Origin of the sequence: Pantoea coffeiphila (genome assembly GCF_016909495.1) — a bacterium.
Lineage (GTDB): Bacteria > Pseudomonadota > Gammaproteobacteria > Enterobacterales > Enterobacteriaceae > Erwinia > Erwinia coffeiphila.
Window position 1 is genome coordinate 500,573 of the sequence record NZ_JAFBFW010000005.1, and the last position, 24,579, is coordinate 525,151.

18 protein-coding genes are annotated in these 24,579 nt (G+C 57.1%); 10 read left to right on the plus strand and 8 right to left on the minus strand.

Translation table 11 applies throughout. The annotated features are described in order from the left end of the window. Positions 1-3: 3 nt before the first annotated feature. Positions 4-531 carry an RNA 2',3'-cyclic phosphodiesterase gene (gene thpR, locus JOE09_RS18525; RefSeq protein WP_205066769.1) on the minus strand — a complete coding sequence of 176 codons (528 nt, stop codon included), beginning with the start codon at positions 529-531 and terminating at the stop codon, positions 4-6. 76 nt (positions 532-607) lie between these two features. Between thpR and hrpB the strand changes: the two genes are divergently transcribed. The 7 genes from hrpB to fhuB all read left to right on the plus strand — a co-directional run bounded on the left by hrpB (position 608) and on the right by fhuB (position 12,959). Next, positions 608-3,049, plus strand: coding sequence for an ATP-dependent helicase HrpB (hrpB, locus tag JOE09_RS18530; RefSeq protein ID WP_205066770.1), 2,442 nt, complete (start codon positions 608-610; stop codon positions 3,047-3,049). 123 nt (positions 3,050-3,172) lie between these two features. Next, positions 3,173-5,734, plus strand: coding sequence for a bifunctional glycosyl transferase/transpeptidase (mrcB, locus tag JOE09_RS18535; protein WP_205066811.1), 2,562 nt, complete (start codon positions 3,173-3,175; stop codon positions 5,732-5,734). A gap of 296 nt (positions 5,735-6,030) precedes the next feature. After that, a complete protein-coding gene (locus JOE09_RS18540) occupies positions 6,031-6,753 on the plus strand; it encodes an acid phosphatase (RefSeq protein WP_275584435.1) in 723 nt (240 codons plus the stop codon). Between the two features lie 294 nt (positions 6,754-7,047). Next, positions 7,048-9,249, plus strand: coding sequence for a ferrichrome porin FhuA (fhuA, locus tag JOE09_RS18545; RefSeq protein ID WP_205066771.1), 2,202 nt, complete (start codon positions 7,048-7,050; stop codon positions 9,247-9,249). Between the two features lie 48 nt (positions 9,250-9,297). Beyond that, on the plus strand, positions 9,298-10,092 hold the full coding sequence (gene fhuC / locus JOE09_RS18550; protein WP_105595428.1) for a Fe3+-hydroxamate ABC transporter ATP-binding protein FhuC: 795 nt from the start codon (positions 9,298-9,300) through the stop codon (positions 10,090-10,092). Between the two features lie 9 nt (positions 10,093-10,101). Continuing rightward, the gene (gene fhuD / locus JOE09_RS18555; RefSeq protein ID WP_205066772.1) at positions 10,102-10,983 is read left to right on the plus strand and encodes a Fe(3+)-hydroxamate ABC transporter substrate-binding protein FhuD; all 882 of its coding nucleotides are present in this window, start codon (positions 10,102-10,104) and stop codon (positions 10,981-10,983) included. Then, on the plus strand, positions 10,980-12,959 hold the full coding sequence (gene fhuB, locus JOE09_RS18560; protein ID WP_239553166.1) for a Fe(3+)-hydroxamate ABC transporter permease FhuB: 1,980 nt from the start codon (positions 10,980-10,982) through the stop codon (positions 12,957-12,959). Before fhuD ends, fhuB begins: the two co-directional genes overlap by 4 nt. 122 nt (positions 12,960-13,081) lie before the next feature. On the opposite strand, the gene hemL is transcribed toward fhuB, so the two are convergent. Further along, the gene (gene hemL / locus JOE09_RS18565; protein ID WP_205066773.1) at positions 13,082-14,362 is read right to left on the minus strand and encodes a glutamate-1-semialdehyde 2,1-aminomutase; all 1,281 of its coding nucleotides are present in this window, start codon (positions 14,360-14,362) and stop codon (positions 13,082-13,084) included. Between the two features lie 274 nt (positions 14,363-14,636). Here hemL and erpA point away from each other — a divergent pair, with 274 nt between their 5' ends. Then, on the plus strand, positions 14,637-14,981 hold the full coding sequence (gene erpA, locus JOE09_RS18570; RefSeq protein ID WP_105595431.1) for an iron-sulfur cluster insertion protein ErpA: 345 nt from the start codon (positions 14,637-14,639) through the stop codon (positions 14,979-14,981). A 74-nt stretch (positions 14,982-15,055) separates the two neighbouring features. Here the strand turns inward: erpA and JOE09_RS18575 are convergent, their stop codons facing one another. The 3 genes from JOE09_RS18575 to mtnN form a co-directional block, all read right to left on the minus strand. Next, positions 15,056-15,313 (minus strand): hypothetical protein, encoded by a 258-nt coding sequence (locus tag JOE09_RS18575; protein WP_205066774.1) that lies wholly within the window; start codon positions 15,311-15,313, stop codon positions 15,056-15,058. A gap of 146 nt (positions 15,314-15,459) precedes the next feature. Next, positions 15,460-16,254, minus strand: a complete 795-nt coding sequence (btuF, locus tag JOE09_RS18580; RefSeq protein ID WP_205066775.1) for a vitamin B12 ABC transporter substrate-binding protein BtuF — start codon at positions 16,252-16,254, stop codon at positions 15,460-15,462. After that, entirely contained in the window at positions 16,247-16,945 is a 699-nt protein-coding gene (gene mtnN, locus JOE09_RS18585) for a 5'-methylthioadenosine/S-adenosylhomocysteine nucleosidase (protein WP_205066776.1), read from the minus strand. The genes btuF and mtnN overlap by 8 nt, the downstream gene beginning before the upstream one ends. A gap of 89 nt (positions 16,946-17,034) precedes the next feature. Between mtnN and dgt the strand changes: the two genes are divergently transcribed. Then, positions 17,035-18,540, plus strand: coding sequence for a dGTPase (gene dgt / locus JOE09_RS18590; protein ID WP_205066777.1), 1,506 nt, complete (start codon positions 17,035-17,037; stop codon positions 18,538-18,540). A gap of 146 nt (positions 18,541-18,686) precedes the next feature. Beyond that, entirely contained in the window at positions 18,687-20,132 is a 1,446-nt protein-coding gene (degP, locus tag JOE09_RS18595; protein WP_205066778.1) for a serine endoprotease DegP, read from the plus strand. Between the two features lie 100 nt (positions 20,133-20,232). On the opposite strand, the gene JOE09_RS18600 is transcribed toward degP, so the two are convergent. The 3 genes from JOE09_RS18600 to glnD form a co-directional block, all read right to left on the minus strand. Continuing rightward, positions 20,233-20,625 carry a DUF3461 family protein gene (locus tag JOE09_RS18600; protein ID WP_105595436.1) on the minus strand — a complete coding sequence of 131 codons (393 nt, stop codon included), beginning with the start codon at positions 20,623-20,625 and terminating at the stop codon, positions 20,233-20,235. Positions 20,626-20,959: 334 nt separating this feature from the next. Next, positions 20,960-21,784 (minus strand): 2,3,4,5-tetrahydropyridine-2,6-dicarboxylate N-succinyltransferase, encoded by an 825-nt coding sequence (gene dapD, locus JOE09_RS18605; protein WP_105595437.1) that lies wholly within the window; start codon positions 21,782-21,784, stop codon positions 20,960-20,962. 96 nt (positions 21,785-21,880) lie between these two features. Next, positions 21,881-24,538: a bifunctional uridylyltransferase/uridylyl-removing protein GlnD gene (glnD, locus tag JOE09_RS18610; RefSeq protein WP_205066779.1), complete on the minus strand. Its 2,658-nt coding sequence runs from the start codon at positions 24,536-24,538 to the stop codon at positions 21,881-21,883. Between the last annotated feature and the right edge of the window lie 41 nt (positions 24,539-24,579).

Below are 24,579 nucleotides of genomic sequence, written 5' to 3' on the forward strand. Positions count from 1 at the left end.
TCCTTATTGAAGCGCCCAGTCCTTAATCTCCTTAATACGGGTTCGCCCGCGGGAGAAGTGCGACTGAAACAGCACAAAACGCCCGACGGGCAGCGACCAGCTAAAATGGCGTGCTGGCAGCTTTACCGGCTGCGTAGCCTGGCGCAGTAATGTGACATGCGGATGAAAGGGTTGTGGCGATTGATAGCACCCGCTGCGGGCTGCCTGGGAACGCAGCAAGTCTGCCAGCTGGAGCAGGCCCCGCGGTGCGCGGTGCGGCCCGAGCCAGATCGTTCCCGAACGCGGCCAGTGGCCGGCATCGTCCAGTGTCAGGGTGAATCCCGGTTGCCGAATGCGACCGGCCAGTTGCATCAGCATCTGCGCTTTCTCATCGCTCACTTCACCCAGATACGCCAGCGTCAGATACAGGCTCTCGGCGGCAACGGGAAAACCGGCCTCAGCGGGAAAGCTGTCGGCACGCCACTGGATAATCTGCTGCTTCACCTCATCCGGCAGATTGAGGCCGAAGAACAGCCGTTTAGATGCGCCCATCGCGTCCTCCGGTAAATTAAACCCGGGAATGCTACAATGCGCGGAAGATTAAGACCATGTTGTTATGGAGCTAAACGTGAGTTCATTACCGGTCAGTGCCATTTTGCCCGAGCTGCTGGTGGCGCTGGAATCCTCCCCTCAGGTCCTTCTGGCAGCCCCCACCGGTGCCGGGAAATCCACCTGGCTGCCGCTACAGATTTTAAAGCAGGCTTCCTTTAGCGGGCGCATTCTGCTGCTGGAGCCGCGCAGGCTGGCGGCGCGCAACGTGGCGCAGCGGCTGGCGGAACAGCTGGGGCAGGAGCCGGGTGGGATCGTCGGTTACCGCATGCGCGGTGAAAGCCGCAGCGGGCCGCAGACCCGGCTGGAGGTGGTGACGGAAGGGATCTTAACCCGCATGTTGCAGCAGGACCCGATGCTGGAAGGCGTGTCGCTGGTCATCCTTGATGAATTCCATGAACGCAGCCTGCAGGCCGATCTGGCCCTGGCGCTGCTGCTGGATGTGCAGCAGGGGCTGCGTGACGATCTGAAGGTGCTGATTATGTCGGCGACGCTGGATAACGCGGCGCTAAGCAAACGTCTGCCGCAGGCACCGATGATTGTGTCTGAAGGGCGATCGTATCCGGTGGACCGCCGTTACCAGCCGATGGCGACGAATCAGCGTTTCGACGAAGCGGTAGCCCGGCAGACGGCGCAGCTGCTGCGTGAAGAACCGGGATCGCTGCTGCTGTTTTTGCCCGGCGTGGCTGAGATCCAGCGGGTGCAGACCCAACTGGCTGAGATGATCGCGGCCGATATCGATCTCTGCCCGCTTTACGGCGCGCTGCCGCTGTCCGAGCAGCAAAGGGCGATCCTGCCCGCGGCGGAGGGGCGGCGTAAAGTCGTGCTGGCAACCAATATTGCCGAAACCAGCCTGACGATTGAAGGTATCCGGCTGGTGGTGGACAGCGCGCTGGAACGTAGTGCGCTGTTCGATGTGCGCACCGGCCTGACCCGTCTGCAAACCCAGCGTGTCAGCCAGGCTTCGATGACCCAGCGTGCCGGTCGTGCCGGGCGACTTGAACCCGGCATCTGCCTGCATTTGCTGGCGAAAGAGCAGGCGGAGCGCGCGGCGTCACACGGCGAACCGGAGATCCTGCACAGCGATCTCTCCGCCCTTTGGCTGGATCTGCTGCAGTGGGGCTGTCGTGATGCCGATCAGCTAAACTGGCTGGATCGTCCCCCCCAGACGGCTATTGACGCCGCCCGACAGCTTTTATGTCAGCTGGGCGTGGCGGACGACGGCGGACAGCTGACCGCGCGCGGGCGTAAAATTGCCGCGCTGGGCAGCGAGCCGCGCTTCGGGGTGATGCTGGCGGCAGCGGGTGACAGTGCCGATGCCGTTGCCACCGCCGCGCAGCTGGTGGCGATGCTTGAAGATCCACCGCGCGGCAGTATCGATCTGCGCGACGGTTTTCATCGCCGTCTGCCGCACTGGCAGCGCCGGGCAAAGCAGCTCCAGCAGCGGGCGGGCATCAGCGGTGGCACAGTGGATGAGGATCGCCTTGCTCCGCTGCTGGCGGCGGCTTTCCCGGACCGGATTGCCCGGCGTCGTGGCGATGGGGGGCGCTATCAGCTGGCGAACGGCAGCGGTGCCACGCTGGAAAATGATGAGGCGCTGACCCGTTACGAATGGCTGATTGTGCCGGCTCTGCTGCAAAGCGGCAGCCAGCCCGATGCGCGAATATTGCAGGCGCTGCCGGTCACGATTGACTCCCTGATCCGTGAGGTTCCGGCGCTGGTACAGCAGCAAACGGAAGTGGAGTGGGACGAAGAAAAAGGCACGCTGCGCGCCTGGAAACGCGAGCAGATCGGCCAGTTGGTCCTTAAATCGCAGCCGCTGGCTAAGCCCGATGAGCAGGAACTGCATGCCGCCATGCTGCGCTGGGTGCGCGGCAAAGGGCTGAGCGTGCTGAACTGGACGCCGCAGGCCGAACAGCTGCGACTGCGGCTTTTGTGTGCTGCACAGTGGCTACCGGAGGCCGAGTGGCCCGCTGCCGACGAGTCCACGCTGCTGGCTACGCTTGAACAGTGGCTGTTGCCGGCGATGAGTGGCGTACGCGACGGTAAAGGACTGAAGCAGCTGGATGTGGTAGGTGCGCTCTTACAAATGTTGACATGGTCACAGCGTCAGCAACTGGATACTGTGTTGCCAACTCATTACACTGTGCCCACCGGAAGTCGGCTGCCGATCGTCTACCATGATGATAAGCCCCCGGTGCTGGCGGTGCGACTGCAGGAGATGTACGGCGAAGCGCAGAATCCCAGCGTTGCGCAGGGAAGAGTGCCGCTGGTGCTGGAGCTTTTGTCTCCGGCGCATCGGCCGTTGCAGATCACGCGCGATTTGGCGGCCTTCTGGGCCGGAGCATATCGTGACGTGCAGAAAGAGATGAAAGGGCGCTATCCAAAGCATCTGTGGCCCGACGATCCCGCCAGCGCGCTCCCCACGCGGCGGGTTAAAAAATTTTCCAACCCGTCATAAGTTCCGGCTTTGTTTAGCTGGCATGACGGCCGCGCTATTTCGGAAGGTTCTTCTTCCGCAATAGCCAGAGTAAGACGAGAGTAGTCGGCGTTGCCGACGCCTGCCTCAGGAGAAATGAAACGAATGTCTGACGATCGCGAGCCTATCGGGCGCAAAGGTAAGCAGCCCAAGCCAACGCGGAAATCTGCGGGAAAAGGTCGCTACAGGGAAGAAGAGTATGACGAATATGACGATCAGGATGATGACCAGGAAGACGAGGAGGTAACCCCGGTGCCACGTAAGGGAAAAGGTAAACCACCGCGTAAAAAACGCCGTTGGCTACGACTGCTGCTTAAACTGCTGGTGATCTTTATTGTGGCGATGGCCGCCTATGGCGTTTATCTCGATTCACAGATCCGCAGCCGTATTGATGGCAAAGTCTGGCAGCTGCCGGCCACGGTCTATGGTCGTATGGTCAGCCTTGAGCCGGGCATGTCCTACAACAAAAAAGAGATGATCGCTTTGCTGGAAGGCACGCAGTACCGCCAGGTCACGCGCATGACGCGCCCCGGTGAATTCACCGTGCAGGCCAACAGCATTGAGATGATCCGCCGTCCGTTTGATTTCCCCGACAGTAAAGAGGGGCAGATCCGCGCACGTCTCAGCTTCAGCGGCGACAGCCTGAGCGACATTAAAAACCTCGACAACGGCCGCAGCTTTGGTTTCTTCCGCCTCGATCCGCGGCTGATTACCATGCTGCAATCGCCGAACGGCGAACAGCGCCTGTTTGTTCCCCGTGCTGGTTTCCCGGACCTGCTGGTGGACACGCTGGTAGCTACCGAGGACCGTCACTTCTACCAGCATGACGGCATCAGCTTCTACTCAATTGGCCGTGCGTTCCTCGCCAATATTACCGCCGGTCGCGCGGTGCAGGGCGGCAGTACGCTGACCCAGCAGCTGGTGAAGAACCTGTTCCTGACCAACGAACGTTCGCTGTGGCGTAAGGCGAACGAAGCCTATATGGCGCTGATTATGGATGCGCGCTACAGCAAGGATCGTATCCTTGAGCTGTATCTGAACGAGGTTTACCTCGGTCAGGCGGGCAGCGATCAGATCCGTGGCTTCCCGCTGGCCAGCCTTTACTATTTCGGTCGTCCGGTTGATGAGCTGAGCCTCGATCAGCAGGCGCTGCTGGTGGGCATGGTGAAGGGCGCGTCGTTGTACAACCCGTGGCGCAATCCTAAGCTGGCGCTGGAGCGTCGTAACCTGGTGCTGCGTCTGTTACAGCAGCAAAACGTGATCGACCAGGAGCTCTACGACATGCTGAGCGCCCGTCCGCTGGGCGTGCAGCCGAAAGGTGGAGTGATTACGCCGCAGCCTGCATTTATGCAGATGGTACGTAACGAGCTGCAGGCGAAGCTGGGTGATAAGGTTAAAGATCTCTCCGGCGTGAAGATCTTCACCACCCTGGATTCGGTTTCGCAGGATGCGGCGGAGAAATCCGTTGAGGATGGTATTCCGGCGCTACGCAAACAGCGCGGTCTGAACGATCTGGAAACCGCGATGGTGGTGGTCGATCGCTTCAGCGGTGAAGTGCGCGCAATGGTCGGCGGTGCCGATCCGCAGTTTGCCGGCTATAACCGTGCGCTTCAGGCGCGGCGTTCAATTGGTTCACTGGCGAAACCAGCGACCTATCTGACCGCGCTGAGCCAGCCGGATACCTACCGTTTGAACACGTGGATAGCCGATAATCCGATCTCGCTGAAGCAGCCTAACGGCCAGATCTGGCGTCCGCAGAACGACGACCACCGTTTCAGCGGCCAGGTGATGCTGGTTGATGCGTTGACCAACTCGATGAACGTGCCGACGGTGAATCTGGGGATGACGCTGGGCCTGCCGCAGGTGGTGGACACCTGGACCAGGCTGGGCGTATCGAAAGATCAGCTACAGCCGGTTCCGGCGATGCTGCTGGGTGCGTTGAACCTGACGCCAGTTGAAGTCGCGCAGGCTTTCCAGACGATTGCCAGCGGCGGTAACCGTGCTCCACTGTCGGCGTTACGCTCGGTGATTGCGGAAGACGGCACCGTGCTGTATCAGAGCTTCCCGCAGGCGGAGCGTACGGTCAGCGCGCAGGCGGCTTACCTGACGCTCTATACCATGCAGCAGGTGGCGGATCACGGTACGGCGCGTGCGCTGGGTGCCAAATATCCGAAAGCGATGCTGGCAGGGAAAACCGGTACGACCAATAACCTGGTGGACAGCTGGTTTGCCGGGATCGACGGTAAAGAAGTGGCGATTACCTGGATTGGTCGTGATAACAACCAGCCGACCAAGCTGTACGGGGCCAGCGGGGCGATGCAGCTGTATCGCCGCTATCTGGAAAATCAGGCACCGATGCCGCTGCAGCTGACGCCTCCTGAGGACATCGCCCGAATGAACGTCGACTCTGCCGGTAACTTTGTCTGTGGCTCAGGCAGCAGCAGCTGGCGCTCCTTGCCGGTATGGACCACCGACGCCGATGCGCTCTGCCAGCAGCAACAACAGCAGTTTGATCAGCAGCAGCAACAGCAGCATATGCTGCAGCAAAACAACAATCCTCAGCAGAATCCTCAGGGGCAGCCGCAGACTCAGCCGCAGCAGTCACAGGATCAGCAGAAGGATAGCGATGGCGTCGCTGGCTGGATTAAGGATATGTTCGGTCAATAATCAACCTGAACATGTCAGCATAACCGGGGAGGTAATCTCCCCGGAAATAAAGCGCACTTCGGCATATCAGTAAAAAATAAGACCCGAATTCGATATTGTTATCAATTCGGGTTTTTTTATTCTTATGGGATTTGTGAATAATTAATTGTTTGTATTAACTATTTATTTTAACCTTGCGTGCTATTTAAACTTTTATTTTACATCCTTTTATAAAAAACAGGATCGTGAGCGCATTTTTTAAACATCTGTTTCAGAGAGTATGTGAGCGCTGATTAATTTTATTAAAGGGATAATGTATGAAGCATAATTTAATTGTTTCCAGCTTGCTGTTTAGTGCTACGTTATTATCGACGACCGCCATTCAGGCAGCCGATCAACCGCAATTAAAGCCCGCTCCACTTCACGAAGAATCTTACACCGTCGACAGCCTTTACTACCTGCCACCGCCGCCGAAACAGGGGGATGCTGCCTTTGAAAATGACAAAGCGGCCTATCGTAACGGCTTCAAAATGAAGGGATCGGCACGTTGGAAGCAGGCGGCGGAAGATGCCGATCTTCACCAGGCAAATCAGGCTAAGGTCTGGTCGCAAGCGCTGGGTGTTAATATCAGCGAAACCAGCACGCCGGAGACCTGGAAGATGTTGGGAGAGCTGCTGGTGGTCGGGGCTGATTATGCCAGCAACCGGGCGAAGCAGCATTACATGCGAGTGCGTCCGTTCGTGGTGTTTAATAACCCGACCTGCCGGCCCGCCGATGAAGCAGCGTTGCGAAAAAATGGCTCTTACCCTTCTGGCCATACCGCTTTTGGCACGTTGACGGCACTGGCATTCTCGCAGGCGAAGCCGGAGCGGGCAAAAGAGTTAATGAAAAAAGGCTATGAGTTTGGTCAAAGCCGGGTTATTTGCGGTGCCCACTGGCAGAGCGATGTCGATGCAGGCCGTTATGTTGGTGCAACCGAATATGCGCGCCTGCAAACGTTGCCTGAATTCCATATATGCGCGCCTGCAAACGTTGCCTGAATTCCATAAACAAATAGAGCAGGTTAAAGCAGAACTTCATCAGTAAGTATCTTTAATCTATTTCCGGCAATATTATTGATTTGCTATAGATCTTATTTTTAACCTTACAAACAATAATCTCTTTTCTGGTTGCGTGAGCATTGCTTGCGCGGCCCTTTCTGCGTTTTAACAAGCCGATTTTTTCTTGCAGAACTTGCTTTGTTTCGCATATTATCTAATCCGTTATAATAATAATTCTCGTTTAGCTTCACATTTACCACTCACTCAATCACTCTTTGTTCAGAGAAAAGCAATATGGCCCATTCGCGTGATTTTTCATCAAATAATTCAATCATAAACACCCGTAAGCGTCAGCTGGCAATTTTTGTCGCCATGTCGCTGGCGGGATTAGGCAATGCTATTGCCGCCGGTGAACAGACGATCACCGTAAGTGCTAATGCCGCGAATGGACCGCAGGAAAGTGCATGGGGACCTTCCCCGACGATTGCAGCAGAGCATTCTGCAACCGGGACGAAAACAGATACGCCAATTGAAAAAAACCCGCAGTCCGTTTCTATCGTTACTCGTCAGGAAATGGAGATGCGTCAGGTTCAGTCGGTCAAAAAAGCCTTCGGCTATACGCCGGGCGTGATGGTGGGTAACCGCGGCGCATCAAACGTGATCGATGCGCTGGCGATTCGTGGGTTCAGCGAAACCAACACCAACCAGTATCTGGACGGTATGAAACTGCAGGGGGATAACTACTCCGAGTTTAACATTGACCCTTACTTCCTGGAGCGAGCAGAGCTGCTGCACGGTCCTGCATCCGTACTCTACGGCAAAAGCAACCCGGGTGGTGTTGTCGCGCTGGTCAGCAAGCGCCCGACCACCGAAACGCTGCGTGAAGTCCAGTTCCAGATGGGTAGCGATAATCTTTACTCAACCGGATTCGATTTTGGCGGCGCGCTGGATGACAACAACGAATTCTCTTACCGCCTGACCGGCCAGGCTCGTAGCCAGGATGCGCAGCAGGAGATGAACAAAGAGAAGCGCTACACCATTGCGCCTTCGTTCAGCTGGCAGCCAAACGATAAAACCAACTTTACCTTCCTCAGCTATTTCCAGAACGAGCCAGAAACCGGCTATTACGGCTGGCTGCCGCGTCAGGGTACGGTAGTGCCGATTATCGATTCCAACGGGAATCAGCATAAGCTGCCAACCAACTTTGATGAGGGTGAGGACAGCAACAAAATTTCCCGCAAGCAGCAGATGGTGGGATACAGCTTCGATCATCAGTTCAATGACACCTGGACCGTGCACCAGAACCTGCGCTATGCGAAGGTCACCACCGATTATCGCAGTATCTACGGCAACGGTTTCAACAGTGCTACCAACGAAATCACTCGTGGCGTGGCCCTGTCGCAGGAAGAGCTGAACACTTTCACCGTAGATACCCAGGTTCAGGCGAAGTTTGCCACCGGCGATGTTGACCATACGCTGTTGATGGGTGTTGATTATCTGCGCATGCGTAACGACATTAACGCCGACTTTGGCTCAGCAAATCCAATCAGCGCGATTAACCCGCAGTATGGCAACGACAGCTATACCCTTAACTTCCCGTATAAATATCTGAACAAGCAGGAGCAAACCGGCCTGTATGCGCAGGATCAGTTGGAGTGGAATCGCTGGGTGCTGACGCTGGGTGGTCGCTATGATTTCGCCACCACTTCCGCCTATAACCGTACCGGTAACAGTACCGCTGAGAAAAACGATCAGCAGTTTACCTGGCGCGGCGGTGTGAACTACGTGTTTGATAACGGTATCGCACCATACTTCAGCTACAGCGAGTCGTTCCTGCCGACGGCAGGTACCACTTACGGTGGTCAGCCGTTCGATCCATCACGCGCCAAGCAGTATGAAGCCGGGGTGAAATTCGTACCGAAAGATCGTCCGATTGTGATCACTGCGGCGGTGTATGAGCTGACCAAGAATAAAAACCTGACCGGCGATCCGGATCATAACTTCTTCAGCGTGCAGAGCGGTGAAATGCGTTCACGCGGCATTGAACTGGAAGCGAAAGCCGCCGTTAATGCCAACATCAACGTGACGGCCTCCTACAGCCTGACCGATGCGAAATACACGCATGATACCGATCTGCAGGATCAGCGCCCGGTGCAGGTGCCAAGAAACATGGCTTCCCTGTGGGCTGATTACACCTTCCATGAAACGGCGCTTAGCGGCCTGACCATTGGCAGCGGCATTCGCTACGTGGGTAACAGCGTGGGTCAGTACAGCACCGGAACCGATATTAATAAAAACTTCAGCGTAGCCTCCTACTCGGTGGTTGATGCGGCGGTGAAATACGATCTGGGTCGCTTCGGCCTGCCGGGTTCTTCCGTCGGTGTGAACATCAACAACCTGTTCGATCGTGAATACGTTGCCAGCTGCTACCGCGACTACGCCTGCTACTGGGGCGCGGATCGTCAAATCGTTGGTACTGCTACTTTCCGCTTCTAAATGTCTAACCGGGCGCGGTTCGCTGCGCCCGCCAATCAGAAGATCGCTATGCAACCTCAGCACGCTACAGAAACGACTTTCTCTCTCGATCACGTCAGTTTTACCGTTCCAGGCCGAACGCTGCTTCAGCCGCTGTCTCTGACCTTTCCTGCCGGAAAAGTCTGTGGGCTGATTGGCCACAACGGTTCCGGTAAATCCACCCTGCTTAAAATGCTCGGCCGCCATCATGCGGCAACGGCGGGGCAGGTGATGCTCAACGATCGCCCGGTGGCGGACTGGCAGAACAAAGCCTTCGCCCGTGAAGTAGCCTATCTGCCGCAGCAGCTGCCTGCCGCTGAAGGGATGACGGTGCGCGAGCTGGTGGCGATTGGCCGCTACCCGTGGCACGGTGCGTTAGGGCGTTACGGTATTGAGGACCGCGAACGCGTGGATGAAGCTATTGCGCTGGTCGGCCTGAAGCCGTTTGCCCAGCGGCTGGTGGACAGCCTCTCCGGAGGAGAACGCCAGCGTGCGTGGATTGCCATGCTGGTGGCGCAGAACAGCCGCTGCCTGCTGCTGGATGAACCGACTTCCGCGCTGGATATTGCCCATCAGGTTGAAGTGCTGGCGCTGATCCAACGCCTCAGCCGCGAGCGTGGTCTGACGGTGATTGCCGTGCTGCACGATATTAATATGGCTGCCCGCTACTGCGACCACCTGGTGGCGCTGCGCGGCGGTGAAATGATTGCCCAGGGCGAGCCCGAGGCGATTATGGACGGCGACGTGCTACAGGAAATTTACGGTATTCCAATGGGGATATTGCCGCATCCGCAGGGTGGGGCACCGGTAAGCTTTGTTTACTAAGGATTGATTGTGACCCCGGATATCACACGCCGCCGTCTGCTGACGGCGCTCGCTTTTTCTCCGCTGCTCGCCCATCTTCCCGCTATTGCCCAGCTACCGACCGAAGAGCGGATTATCGCGCTGGAGTGGCTGCCGCTGGAGCTGTTGATGGCGCTGGGCGTAACGCCAATGGGTGCCGCTGAACTGTTTAATTACCGCCAGTGGGTCGGCAAGCCGGAGCTGCCGTCTTCCGTTGTCGATGTTGGTCTGCGCACCGAACCTAATCTTGAGCTGCTCACCCAGATGCGGCCGTCGCTGATCCTCTATTCTCAGGGCTACGGTCCCGATCCGGCCCGCTTCGAACGCATCGCGCCGGGTATGGGCTTCTCCTTTAACGACGGTAAAGGCAAGCCGCTGAGCGCCGCCCGCGACTCGCTGATGGCGCTGGCTAAACGCATTCATCGCGTGCCGCAGGCGGAGGCGCATCTGGCCGAACTGGATGCGTTGATCCTGCGGGTGAAAACGCGTCTGGCGGCACGACCGCAGCGACCGCTGCTGCTGATGTCTATCTTCGACGCACGCCATGCCATTGTGTTCAGCGCCAACGGTCTGTTCCAGCAGGTGATGGACGATCTGGGGCTGGTTAATGCCTGGAAAGGGGAGAGTACCTTTTGGGGCAGCGTGGTGGTCGGTATTGAACGGCTGGCCGATATGCACGATGTTGAGGCGATTAACTTTGAGCACGACAACCAGAATATTATCGACCAGGTGACCTCCGCTTCGCTCTGGCAGTCGCTGCCGTTTGTCCGCGAGGGCCGCTTCCGCCAGGTACCACGCGTGTGGTTCTACGGCGCAACGCTGTCGGCTATTCAGCTGATCCATACTCTTGACAGCGCGCTGGGGGAAAAATGATTAAAACGTATCGCCTGCCCATTTTCCTGCTGCTGCTGCTGTTTGTTTCCGCGCTGCTGCTGACCCTCAGTAACTTTAAACATCATTTGCCGATGGATCAGTGGCTGCTGGCGCTGCGCTCCCCGGACGCCGATAACATTCAGCAAATGGTGTTCCACCACAGTCTGCTGTCGCGGCTGGCTCTGTCGCTGCTGGTCGGCGCCGGGCTGGGGCTGGTCGGCCTGTTGTTCCAGCAGGTATTGCGCAACCCGCTGGCGGAGCCGACCACGCTTGGCGTGGCCAGCGGTGCCCAGCTCGGTATCACTGTGGCTACGCTTTGGAGCCTGCCCGGTGGATTAGTCACCCAGCAGCTGGCGGCGACCATCGGAGCGGTGGCTATCGGTCTGCTGGTGTTTGGCGTGGCGTGGGGTAAACGCATGTCGCCGGTGACGCTAATCCTCGCCGGGCTGGTGCTGTCCCTTTACTGTGGGGCGGTAAACCAGATTTTCGCCATCTTTAACCACGACCAACTGCAAAACATGTTCCTGTGGAGCACCGGTTCACTGAATCAGATGGACTGGAGCAACGTCAGCTTTATCTGGCCGCGCCTGCTGGCCGGTGTGGTGCTGACGCTGCTGATGCTGCGGCCGATGACCCTGATGGGCCTGGACGACGGCGTGGCGAAAAACCTTGGTCTGGGGCTGTCGCTGGCGCGTTTTGCCGTACTGGCGATCGCCATCCTGATCAGCGCCTCGCTGGTGAATGCCGCCGGGATTATCGGCTTTATCGGGCTGTTCTCTCCGCTGCTGGCGAAGATGCTCGGCTTCCGTCGTCTGTTCAGCCGTTTGCTGCTGGCACCGCTGATCGGTGCGCTGCTGCTGTGGCTGGCGGACCAGTGCGTGCTGTGGCTGACCGATCGGCTGGGGGAAATCTCCACCGGGACGGTAACGGCGGTGATCGGTGCGCCACTGCTGCTGTGGCTGCTGCCGCGCCTGCGGACCGGCGGCAGCGGTCCGGCGATGAACTTTGGCGATCGCGTGCCGGCGGAACGGCAGAACGTGCTGCTCTGGTCGCTGTGCGGCGGCGGAGTCATGCTGGTGCTGGCGGCGATCGCGCTAAGCTTTGGCCGCAATGCCGATGGCTGGGTATGGGCAACCGGTGACCTCTGGCAGCAGCTGCTGCCGTGGCGTGGCCCAAGGCTGGTGGCCGCGCTGGCCACCGGGATGATGCTCGGCGTGGCGGGCTGTATGGTGCAGCGCCTGACGGGGAATGCGATGGCCAGCCCGGAAGTGCTGGGCATCAGCTCCGGTGCCGCCTTCGGCGTGGTGATCATGCTGTTTATCGTTCCCGGCGATGCGTTTGGCTGGCTGTTGCCCGCGGGCACGCTCGGCGCGGCGGTGACGCTGCTGATCATCTCGATTGCTGCCGGGCGCGGTGGCTTCTCGCCGGAGCGTATGCTGCTGGCGGGGATGGCGCTGAGTACCGCTTTTACCACCATTACCATGCTGCTGCTCGCCAGCGGTGATCCGCGAATGGCCAGCCTACTGACCTGGATGGCGGGCTCGACCTACAAAATCGATGCCCCGCAGGCGCTGCGCACGGTGATAATCGCCGTGGTGCTGATTGCGCTGGTGCCGCTGTGCCGTCGCTGGCTGACCGTACTTCCGCTGGGCGGTATGACGGCGAAAGCGGTGGGCATGGCGCTGACGCCTTCGCGGCTGGCCCTGCTGCTGCTGGCGGCCTGTCTGACCGCTGCCGCGACGTTAACCATTGGTCCGCTGAGTTTTGTCGGGCTGATGGCGCCGCATATGGCGCGTATGCTCGGCTTCCGCCGCGCGCTACCGCAGCAGGTGATGGCTGCGCTGTTGGGCGGTGGCCTGATGGTCGCGGCCGACTGGTGCGGGCGCATGCTCTCCTTCCCCGATCAGATCCCGGCAGGGCTGCTGGCCACCTTTATCGGTGCGCCGTACTTTGTGTATCTGCTGCGGAAGTCGTAATGAAAAAGACGAACCCCACCGGAAAAGTGGGGGTTCAACGGCAATCTGAACGGGGCGAAAGCCCCGTTTTTTATGCTGCGGTCAGCGACAGATGGCCGCCGACGCGATGCGAGGGTGCGTGATTACAGCTTAGCGAAACTGCGGCGTGCAGCAGAAATCGTGCGCTGGATATCCTCTTTACTGTGTGCGAGGGACATAAAGCCGGCCTCAAACGCTGAAGGCGCGAAATACACCCCTTCTTCCAGCATCAGGTGGAAGAAGCGCTTAAAGCGTTCCACATCGCATTTTGTCACGTCTGCGTAGCTGGTGACGGTCTTTGCATCGGTAAAGAACAGACCAAACATGCCGCCGACGTGGTTCACCACCAGCGGGATATTTTCCGCCGCGGCGGCTTCCAGCAGGCCTTCCGCCAGTTCAGTCGTCAGATCGGTCAGTGTGGCATGGGTACCCGGCTGAGAGATTTCGGTCAGGCAGGCGTATCCTGCCGCCATCGCAATCGGGTTGCCGGAAAGCGTGCCCGCCTGGTAAACCGGACCGACCGGCGCCAGCGCATCCATCACTTCACGGCGACCGCCGAACGCGCCCACCGGCATGCCGCCGCCGATGATTTTGCCCAGGCATGTCAGATCCGGCTCAACGTCGTAGTAAGCCTGCGCACCCGCCAGCGCCACGCGGAAACCGGTCATCACTTCATCGATAATCAGCAGCGCGCCGAACTCATCGCACAGCGCGCGCAGGCCCGGCAGGAATTCCGGCAGCGGTGGGATACAGTTCATATTCCCGGCCACTGGCTCAACGATGATACAGGCGATATCTTCCGGGTACTGCTCAAAGGCGGCACGTACGCTGGCGAGATCGTTATAGGTGCAGGTCAGCGTATGTTTGGCGAAATCGGCCGGGACACCCGGAGAGTTCGGCTGGCCGAGGGTCAGCGCGCCGGAGCCGGCTTTCACCAGCAGGCAGTCGGCGTGGCCGTGGTAGCAGCCTTCAAACTTGATGATTTTATCGCGGTGGGTGAAGCCGCGCGCCAGGCGAATGGCGCTCATGGTGGCTTCGGTTCCCGAGTTAACCATGCGCACTGTATCCATGGTCGGCACCAGTTCGGTGACCAGCTGCGCCATTTTCACTTCCATCTCGGTTGGTGCACCGAAGCTGAGGCCGCGCTCGGCCGCCTCGATCACCGCGTTGCGAATAGCGGGATGGTTGTGACCGAGAACCATTGGCCCCCAGGAACCGACGTAGTCGATATAGGCTTTGCCGTCGGCGTCATACAGCCAGGCACCGTCGGCGCGTTCAATGAAGAGCGGCACGCCGCCGACGCCGGTAAAGGCTCGCACCGGCGAATTCACGCCGCCGGGGATGAATTGCTGCGCCTGAGCGTACAGGTTTTCAGACTTACTCATGGAACCGCTCCTGATTATTCATTAAAAAACCCGTCTATTCTAAGGGAACACCTGCGCGAAACGAAAGGCAGAAAAAATTAACTCAGCGACTGCGCTTGTATTCCACACTATCTGCCCGCACTCTGAGTACGGTAGGGCAGCAGATAGGGATCACCGCACGGGGTGGTACAGCCATAACTTGATTGCTACCCCTGCGTATAAGATAATAGCCATAACAATGGTCGAATAATGACCTGTCAGGCAAATGGCCTGAGTGCATCCTGGAGTATTTTAAATGAGCGACGACGTAGCCGTACCCCTGCAGTTTACCGAAGCAGCGGCCAGTAAAGTGAAGAATCTGATTTCCGATGAGAACAACCCGGATCTGAAACTGCGCGTGTATATCACCGGCGGTGGTTGTAGCGGTTTTCAGTACGGCTTCACTTTTGACGATAAAATTAACGACGGTGACATGACTATCGAGAAAGCGGGCGTGGCGCTGGTTGTCGACCCGATGAGCCTGCAGTATCTGGTCGGCGGCGCGGTGGACTATACCGAAGGGCTGGAAGGTTCACGCTTTATTGTGACCAACCCGAATGCGAAAACCACCTGCGGCTGCGGTTCCTCCTTCAGCATCTGATAGCTTCTCTTCTGAGATTACCCTGGCCTGCACGGTAAGGGTAATCACCCGGCACAGCGGTGCCGGGCAGGGCTTTACCATTCAACGGTGATGAGCCTTTTTTCCAGATCGGTTTCCGTTTTTGGGCTGAGAATCGCCTCGGTGATTTTCGGCTGAACGTCGCTGCGCGTGCCGCAGGCGACGGTGGGCAGGTGTGAGGTGGCTGACATACTGCCATTAACCTGGCACGGTGGTGCAATGATGGTGAGTTGCACACCAATGGTGCCGCTGGTCGCAGCCACACAGGTATGCGCCGCCATTATCAGTCCCAGAGACAGATAAACGGTTTTCATGATCTGATTTTCCTGATGTTTCAATAAGGCCTGTTGGCCAAAATCAGGTAGCTCGCGCGACTGCACGGCTACCGTATTTCTTCTTCACGCTACTGGCCAAAAAGCGGCATTCAGTGCGCGATTCTTAACTGCGTTATGGGTATTTCTTACTTTCTGTCGGGCTGTAACTGGGCGCAAAGCTGCCGCGCGGCCAGAATGATGCGCGGCCCGGCCCGGCTGAACCAGTCGTCGTTGACCGTATAGACCGGAACCTTAAGCTGTGGTTGCCAGAACTGCTCAACCGTCACGGCCCGTGCTGCGTCACCCGGCATCACGATGGCCTGCGGCTGGCGTACCAGCACTTGCTCACGGCTGACCTGCGGCCAGGGCACGCGGCTGTCGGAAAAAATATTCTCTCCGCCGCACAGCCCGAGCACTTCGTTTTGCAGCGTATTATCCGCTGCGGTAAACAGCGGCTTCATACCGAACTGCAAAAACACCCGCTTACGCTGCGGCTGGCGATAGCGCTGCTGGAGATCGTCGAACTGCTGTTGAAGTGTGGCAGCGGCCAGCTCTGCCTGCTGCGGCTGCGGGCTGTACTCTGCAAGCTGACGCAGGGTAGCGATAAGCTGTTCGATGGAGTCCGGGGCCAGCCACAGCACCTTCACGCCCAGCGACTGGAGCTGCTCGATCTGGCGCGGTGATGTTCCTCCACGCCAGGCGATGACCAGATCGGGCTTCAGGCTCAGCAGCTTTTCAGTATTGATCCCCTGCCAGTTGGCCACGTGGACAATACTTTTTGCCTCCGCAGGATAATCCGAATAGTCGCTCACGCCGACCGGCGTGATGCCAGCAGCAAACGCCAGTTCGGTAAGATTGGGGGCCAGTGTGACCACCCGCTGCGGTGCCGCTGCTGCGGAAAAGGTCAGCCACAGCAGCAGGGCGATGAGGCCTTTAGCCATTGGCCAGCTGGGCCAGCAGCGTTTCAACCATCAGGGAAGACTGGGTGGCGGCAACGGCCAGGAACTCTTCAAAGCTGAGGTGAGATTCCTGATCTGCCACGTCGGAGATCGCGCGGACGACCACAAACGGCGTGCCGAACTGATGGCAAACGTGGCCGATTGCCGTGGCTTCCATCTCGACGGCGATCGCCTGCGGGAAGGTACCGCGAATGCGCGCCAGCGGCTCTGCACCGTTGATAAAGGCGTCGCCGCTAACCACCAGGCCGCGTACCGCATTCAGCTGCAGATCGCTGATGCACTGTTCTGCCGCCGCAATCAGCTTGTCGTCGGCTTTAAACGCAGCCGGGCAGCCGGCCATCTGGCCTGGCTCGTAGCCGAAGGCGGTCACGTCGGCATCGTGATAGCGCACTTCATCGGAAACGACGATATCACCGACTTTCAGCGACGGGGCCAGGCCACCGGCAGAACCGGTGTTAATAATGAAGTCGGGTTTACACAGTTCCAGCAGCAGTGTGGTGCCCAGCGCGGCGGAGACTTTACCAATGCCGGATTTCAGCAGGGCCACCTCGACGCCGTTTAACGTACCGGTATAGATTTCGCAGCCTGCCAGCGTGAGCGTTTGACGGTTTTCAATCTTGTCACGCAGCAGCGTCACTTCCTGTTCCATTGCACCAATAATGCCTGCTTTCATGGGGATACTCGCTATTTCAGTGGAATTTTTCGTGGTTTTCGGCGCATAGTCTATCATGGCAACATAACGGAAATAACAGGGAACTCCGGATGACCGGGATCGACTTTCGCAAAAAAATTAACTGGCAGCGCTGCTATCGCCCCTATGAAGGTGAAAAGGACGAGCACGAGATCCTGCGCATTTTCGAAAGCGATCGCGGGCGGATCGTTAACTCGGCGGCTATTCGTCGGCTGCAGCAGAAAACCCAGGTCTTTCCGCTGGAGCGTAACGCCGCGGTACGAACCCGGCTGACGCACTCTCTGGAGGTGCAGCAGGTGGGGCGCTATATCGCCAAAGAGGTGCTCACCCGGCTGAAGGAGCAGGGGCAGCTGGAACCGCTGGGGCTGTCGCAACTGACCGGGCCGTTTGAAAGCATCGTCGAGATGGCCTGCCTGATGCACGATATCGGCAACCCGCCGTTTGGTCATTTCGGCGAGTCGGCAATTAACGACTGGTTCCGCCAGCGGTTGGATGCTGACTGGCAGCCGCAAAGTGCCACTGCCGATCGCTGTGAGGTGGCGGTTTTACGCAGTAAAGAAGATGGTCTTGACCCGCTGCGTGCAAAGATTCGTCAAGATTTATCTCACTTCGAAGGTAATGCGCAGGCGATCCGCATGGTGCATACGCTGATGAAAATGAATCTGACGTGGGCGCAGGTGGGTTGTATTTTAAAATATACGCGCCCCGCCTGGTTTACCGGCGAAATCCCCGTCAGCCATCGTTATTTGATGAAGAAACCGGGGTATTATCTCGCTGAAGAAGAATATGTCGCAAATTTGCGGCAGGAATTAGATTTAGAGCCACACTGCCGTTTTCCACTGACCTATATTATGGAAGCGGCGGATGATATTTCCTACTGCGTTGCCGATCTGGAAGATGCGGTAGAAAAAAATATTTTTACCGTTGAGCAGCTTTACGAGCATTTATACCGGCTTTGGCCGAAACATCAGTCCGGTGACCTGTTTTCTGAGGTGATTACCGTTGCGCTGGAAAAGTCGCGCACTTCGCCTTCCAGCCGCTGCAACGAAGACCAGTTCTTTATGTATTTACGGGTGAATACCGTTTCTCGTCTGGTCCCGCACGCTGCAAATCGTTTTATCGATAATCTTCCCGAGGTCTATCACGGCGAGTTTAACGAAGCACTGCTGGAGGACGGCAGCCCGCACAGCCTGCTGCTGGATATCTTTAAGAAAGTCGCGTTTCGCCATGTTTTTAACCATCCCGAGGTGGAACAGCTGGAGCTACAGGGATATCGAGTGATCAGCGGGCTACTGGATATCTACCGGCCGCTGCTGTTGCTGACACAGCAGGAATTTAGCGAGCTGGTAGAAAAAGATTATCTGAAAGGATATCCGATCGAGACGCGGCTTTTTCATAAACTCTCCACCCGTTTCCGTCAGGCCTATAATGAAGCGGTTGAACGGCTGGATAAAACCCCCGCTGAGACCGAAATCTGGGAATATTATTATCGCGCCCGCCTGTTGCAGGATTACATTAGTGGAATGACCGATCTGTATGCCTGGGATGAGTACCGCCGTTTGATGGCGGTAGAATAAAAATGCCAGTGATGAGTTTTGTAAAGATGCACAATATTTTTTTACTTTTCATCAATATTCAAACATGAACTTCGCGCTAAAAAATTAATCTCAATGACACGACCGCAGCAATGGTTACTTAACTGAATCACTTGAGAATCCAACGAATGAAAAAAACAACGTTAGCACTGAGCGCACTGGCCTTCAGCATTGGACTGGCAATGACCCCTGTTACCGTCAGTGCCGCTGAAACCGCGTCATCAACAACCGCCACTCAGCAGCTGCCAAGCCTGGCACCGATGCTGGAAAAAGTTATGCCTTCCGTTGTCAGCATCAATATCGAAGGCAGCACCACAGTGCGTACTCCACGCCTGCCGCAGCAGTTCCAGCAGTTCTTTGGTGATAATTCTCCGTTCTGCCAGGACGGTTCGCCGTTCCAGAGTTCGCCAATGTGCCAGGGCGGCCAGGGTGGTGGCGGTGCGGGCGGTGATGATACTCAGCAGCAGAAATTCCGCGCGCTCGGTTCCGGTGTGGTGATTGATGCCGCTAAAGGTTATGTGGTAACCAACAACCACGTGGTGGATAACGCCACCAAAATTCTGGTGCAGCTGAGCGATGGCCGTAAGTACGACGCGAAGGTGATCGGTAAAGATCCGCGTTCTGATATCGCACTGATCCAGCTGAAAGATGCCAGGAATCTGACCGCAGTGAAAATTGCCGACTCCGACAGTCTGCGTGTAGGTGATTACACCGTGGCCATCGGTAACCCTTATGGCCTGGGCGAGACCGTGACCTCGGGTATCGTATCCGCGCTGGGCCGTAGCGGCCTGAACGTTGAAAATTATGAAAACTTTATCCAGACCGATGCCGCCATCAACCGGGGTAACTCCGGCGGTGCGCTGGTTAACCTGAACGGTGAACTGATCGGGATTAATACCGCGATCCTGGCACCGGACGGCGGTAACATCGGTATTGGCTTCGCTATCCCAAGTAATATGGTGAAAAACCTGACCAGCCAGATGGTTGAATTCGGCCAGGTGAAACGCGGTGAGCTGGGTATTATGGGGACCGAGCTGAACTCTGAGCTGGCGAAGGCGATGAAAGTCGATGCTCAGCGCGGCGCGTTCGTCAGCCAGGTGCTGCCGAAATCTTCTGCGGCGCAGGCCGGGGTGAAAGCCGGGGACGTGATTGTCTCGCTGAACAACAAGCCGATCTCCAGCTTTGCTGCGCTGCGTGCTGAAGTCGGATCGCTGCCGGTGGGGACCAAGATGGAGCTCGGTCTGATCCGCGATGGCAAACCGCTGACGGTCAACGTTGAACTCCAGCAGAGTGCGGGAGCAAAAGTCGATTCTGGAACTATTTATACCGGCGTTGAAGGCGCTGCGCTGAGCAACTACGACAGCAAAGACGTTAAGGGCGTGAAGGTGGATAGCGTGAAAGCCGGTTCGGCTGCGGCGCGTATTGGCCTGAAGAAAGACGATATCATCCTCGGTGTTAACCAGCAGCCTATTACCAACCTTGGCGAGCTGCGTAAAATTCTGGATGCCAAACCGTCCGTGCTGGCGCTGAATATTCAGCGTGGTGACAGCAGTATTTATCTGCTGATGCAGTAAGCGCAGAATAACGGCCGGCTATCCGGCCGTTTCTGATGGGCAATAAAAAACGGTGCTAATAAATAGCACCGTTTTTTTTAATTCTGCCGAACGGAATAAATTAGCGACCGCCGCGGGTCAGCTTATCCAGGTCAGATTCAATCTCAGCGATTTTATTGGATACCACGCTTTCCAGATGACGCAGATCGTCCAGGATTTTGCGTTTCAGATCGACTTCAACCTGATCGCGCTGGCAGATCTGATCCAGTTCATCAATCACGTAGCGCAGATTCGGGCTGATTTCCTGAATCTCTTTGTAGCCCTGGCTGGCGTTATCGGCCACTACGGTTTTGCGCTGGCGCGGATATTTGAATTTTACGCTTTTGGCAAAAAACTCGCCTTTATCCTTACGGAAATAGATTTTCAGGATGTCGTTATTCGCTTCCTGGCGCAGGCTGTAGCGATCGATATCTTCAGGCGACGTAATACCCAGACCTTTTAAATTGTCATACATAGCATCGGTTCCTTATAAGTTAGGTGGCGATCCGGCTGCGCGTTGTGACTACTGCGTTGTGCAGAGCTGGCCTTACCTACGTATTTTATACGCTCTGGTGGCTGCGCGCTTACGCCTTGTCTTCACTTAGCTCGTGTGTTTCAAACTACGGTGTATCCGAAGGATGCATCTGAAACAGTCAGGATCGTTTAAAATTAATACTGGAATTAACTGGCGCGGATTATACGCCTGGAATGTGCGCAATATCACTATCTGATGAAAGGCAAAAAAGCGGTTGTGTAACGGAAAAGCGTAAAGAAAAAATTACGGGCCGCCGCAGCGGCCCGCAGATAAATCAGTCGATGGTACGCAGCAGCTCGTTAATACCGACTTTGCCACGGGTTTTCGCGTCAACTTTCTTCACGATCACCGCGCAGTACAGGCTGTAGCTACCGTCTTTAGACGGCAGGTTGCCGGAAACCACTACGGAGCCAGCAGGTACGCGGCCGTAGTGAACTTCACCGGTTTCGCGGTCATAGATTTTGGTGCTCTGGCCGATGTAAACGCCCATGGAGATCACTGCACCTTCTTCCACGATCACGCCTTCAACGATCTCAGAACGTGCGCCGATGAAGCAGTTATCTTCAATGATGGTTGGGTTAGCCTGCAGCGGCTCCAGTACACCGCCGATGCCCACGCCGCCTGACAGGTGAACGTTTTTACCGATCTGCGCGCATGAACCCACGGTCGCCCAGGTATCCACCATTGAGCCTTCATCAACATAAGCACCGATGTTGACGTAAGACGGCATCAGAACGGTGTTGCGGGCGATGTATGCACCCTGGCGTACTGCGGCCGGTGGTACAACGCGGAAGCCTTCTTTTTTGAAACGCGCGTCGTCGTAGTCAGCGAATTTCATCGGAACTTTGTCGTAGTAACGGCTCTCTGCGCCATCAATTACCTGATTGTCATTGATGCGGAAAGAGAGCAGAACGGCTTTCTTCAGCCACTGATGCGTCACCCACTGGCCGTCAATTTTTTCTGCTACACGCAGGGCACCGCTGTCCAGCAGGGCGATAACCTGGTTAACCGCTTCACGGGTAACGGTGTCAGCATTCGCTGGGGTGATGTCAGCACGGCGCTCAAAGGCCGCTTCAATAACACTCTGTAACTGTTGCATGGTTTCTGCTTTCCTGGTTCTGCCATCCCGTGAAACCGCATAACAATGCGGTTTATAAGGCATTGCGGGGTGGCGAGGTTAAAAAGTAAATCCGGGTCACACTTTATCGTTTGGATTAAGGGCCTCTGTCAACCGTTGTTGCAGCACTTCGCGCATTTCTGCATCTAATGCCCGCCGATCGCTGTTAGCAAGGATAAATAAATCCTCTACCCGTTCCCCAATCGTACTGATCCGCGCCCCGTGCAGCGAAATATTCAGGTCGGCAAAAACTTCCCCTACGCGGGCAAGTAATCCTGGCTGATCGAGGGCGATGAGTTCCAGGTAGGTGCGGCGATCGGTGTGGGTCGGCAGGAAGTTGACCTCGGTATCGACATTAAAGTGCTTCAGCCGCGCCGACTGACGACGGGCACGCGGAGGCTGCCAGCTGCTCTGGGTGATTGCCTGTTCCAGCGCGTGGCGGGTCAGCTCATGCCGATCGGCCGACAGCGGGCTGCCGTCTGGCTCCAGCACGATAAACGTATCCATGGCCATGCCGTCGCGGCTGGTAAAGATTTGCGCGTCGTGAACGCTGAGGTTGCGGCGATCCAGCTCACCGGCAACGGCGGCAAACAGATAAGGGCGATCCGGGCTCCAGATAAAGATCTCGGTGCCGCCGCGCGTCGCCTGCGGGCTGACGAGGATCAGCGGCTGGTCGAGATCGTGCTTCATCAGATGGCGAGCGTGCCAGGCCAGCTGATTCGGCGTATGTCGCAGGAAGTAATCCGCGCGACAGCGCCCCCAAATCTGATGCAGTGCCTCTTCGTTAATATTGTCCATCCGCAGCAGGGCCAGCGCCTGCAGGCGGTGGTGGCGTACGCGCTCGCGCAGGTCAGGGCTGTTTTCCATGCCCCGACGCAGCTGTTTCTCAGTAGCGAAGAACAGCTCGCGCAGCAGGCTCTGCTTCCAGCTGTTCCACAGGGTTTCATTGGTGGCGCAGATATCGGCGACGGTCAGGCAGACCAGATAGCGCAGGCGGTTTTCGTTCTGCATCACTTCGGCAAACTGCTGAATAACGGTCGGGTCCTGAATGTCACGGCGCTGGGCGGTGACCGACATCAGCAGGTGGTGGCGCACCAGCCAGGCAACCAGCTGGGTTTCCCGCGAGTTCAGGCCGTGCATCTCAGCAAACTCCAGCGCATCCTGCGCGCCGAGAATCGAATGGTCGCCGCCGCGTCCTTTGGCAATGTCGTGGAACAGGGCGGCCATCAGCAGCAGCTCCAGCTGCGGCAGGCGCGGCCACAGCTCTACGCAGAGTGGATGAAGTGAGCGGGTTTCTTCATTGGCAAAGCTTTCCAACTTTTGCAGCACGCGAATGGTGTGTTCATCAACCGTGTAGGCATGGAACAGGTCGAACTGCATCTGGCCGACAATATTGCTCCACTGCGGCATATAGGCCCACAGCACGCTGTGGCGATGCATCGGAACCAGCGCCCGGCTGACCGCCCCCGGATGGCGCAGAATCGACATAAACAGCTCGCGTGCGACAGGGATGGTGCACAGAGGCTGTTTCAGGTTGCGCCGCGCGTGGCGAAGATGGCGCAGGGTTGTAGAGTAGATGCCGGTGATTTTTGGCGTGCGCACCATGGTGTAAAACATGCGCATAATCGCTTCCGGCTCGCGGTTGAACAGCGTTTCATCGCGCAGATCGATCAGCGATCCGCGCAGTTGGAAATCATCATCAATAGGGCGCGGCTTTTCGTCCGTCGGCAGGGCAAGAATGGCCTCATCAAACAGCTGTAGCAGCATCTGATTCAGCTCGGCCACGCGGCGGGTGACGCGGAAGAAATCTTTCATCATGCGCTCAACCGGCTCATTGCCTTCGCCCTGATAGTTGAGGCGCCGGGCAACATTGAGCTGTCGGTCGAACAGCAGGCGGTTATCGTAGCGGGTCAGCGTCAGGTGCAGGGCGAAGCGTATCCGCCACAGAAAGCTCTGGCACTCGTTGAGTTCATTGCGTTCGGCCTGAGTTAAAAAGCCAAAGCCGACCATCTCATCCAGGGACGTTGCGCCAAAGTGGCGGCGCGCAACCCACAGCAGGGTGTGAATATCGCGCAGGCCGCCGGGGCTGCTTTTGATGTCTGGCTCAAGGTTATAGCTGGTGCCGTGATAGCGTTTATGGCGCTCCTGCTGTTCGTTAATTTTTGCCGCGAAGAAGCGGTCGGAAGGCCAGAAACCATCGCTGAAGACGTTTTTCTGCATCTCCAGAAACAGCGCCAGATCGCCGGTCAGCATGCGCGACTCAATCAGGTTGGTCGCCACGGTCAGATCGGACAGCCCCTCCAACAGGCACTCTTCCAGCGTGCGTACGCTATGGCCAACTTCAAGCCGGAGGTCCCACATTAGCGTCAGCAGATCGCTGGTACGCTGTGCGTCAGCATCGGAAAGCGGCTTGCGGCTGAGGATCAGCACATCAATATCGGAGAGCGGGTGCAGTTCACCGCGCCCGTAGCCGCCGACCGCAACCAGGGCAATACCTTCTTTTTCCGGGAAGCCAAAGAAGCGCCACAGACGGCGCAGCAGCCGATCGATGAACAACGTGCGTGCGGCAATCAGGCTTTCCGCATCCTGGCCTGCATCGAAGGCACCGGCCAGATGTTGCTGAAAGTTATCCAGATGAGTCTTCAGGAATTCGCGAGTGATTTCAGCATCTTCCCAAAGTATGGGCGACTTGGTTAATATTTTCAGCGTGCTGGCATCGGTCACATCTTTATTCATTTCACCGCTCCGGACAGATACTGCAGACATTAAAAAAGCCG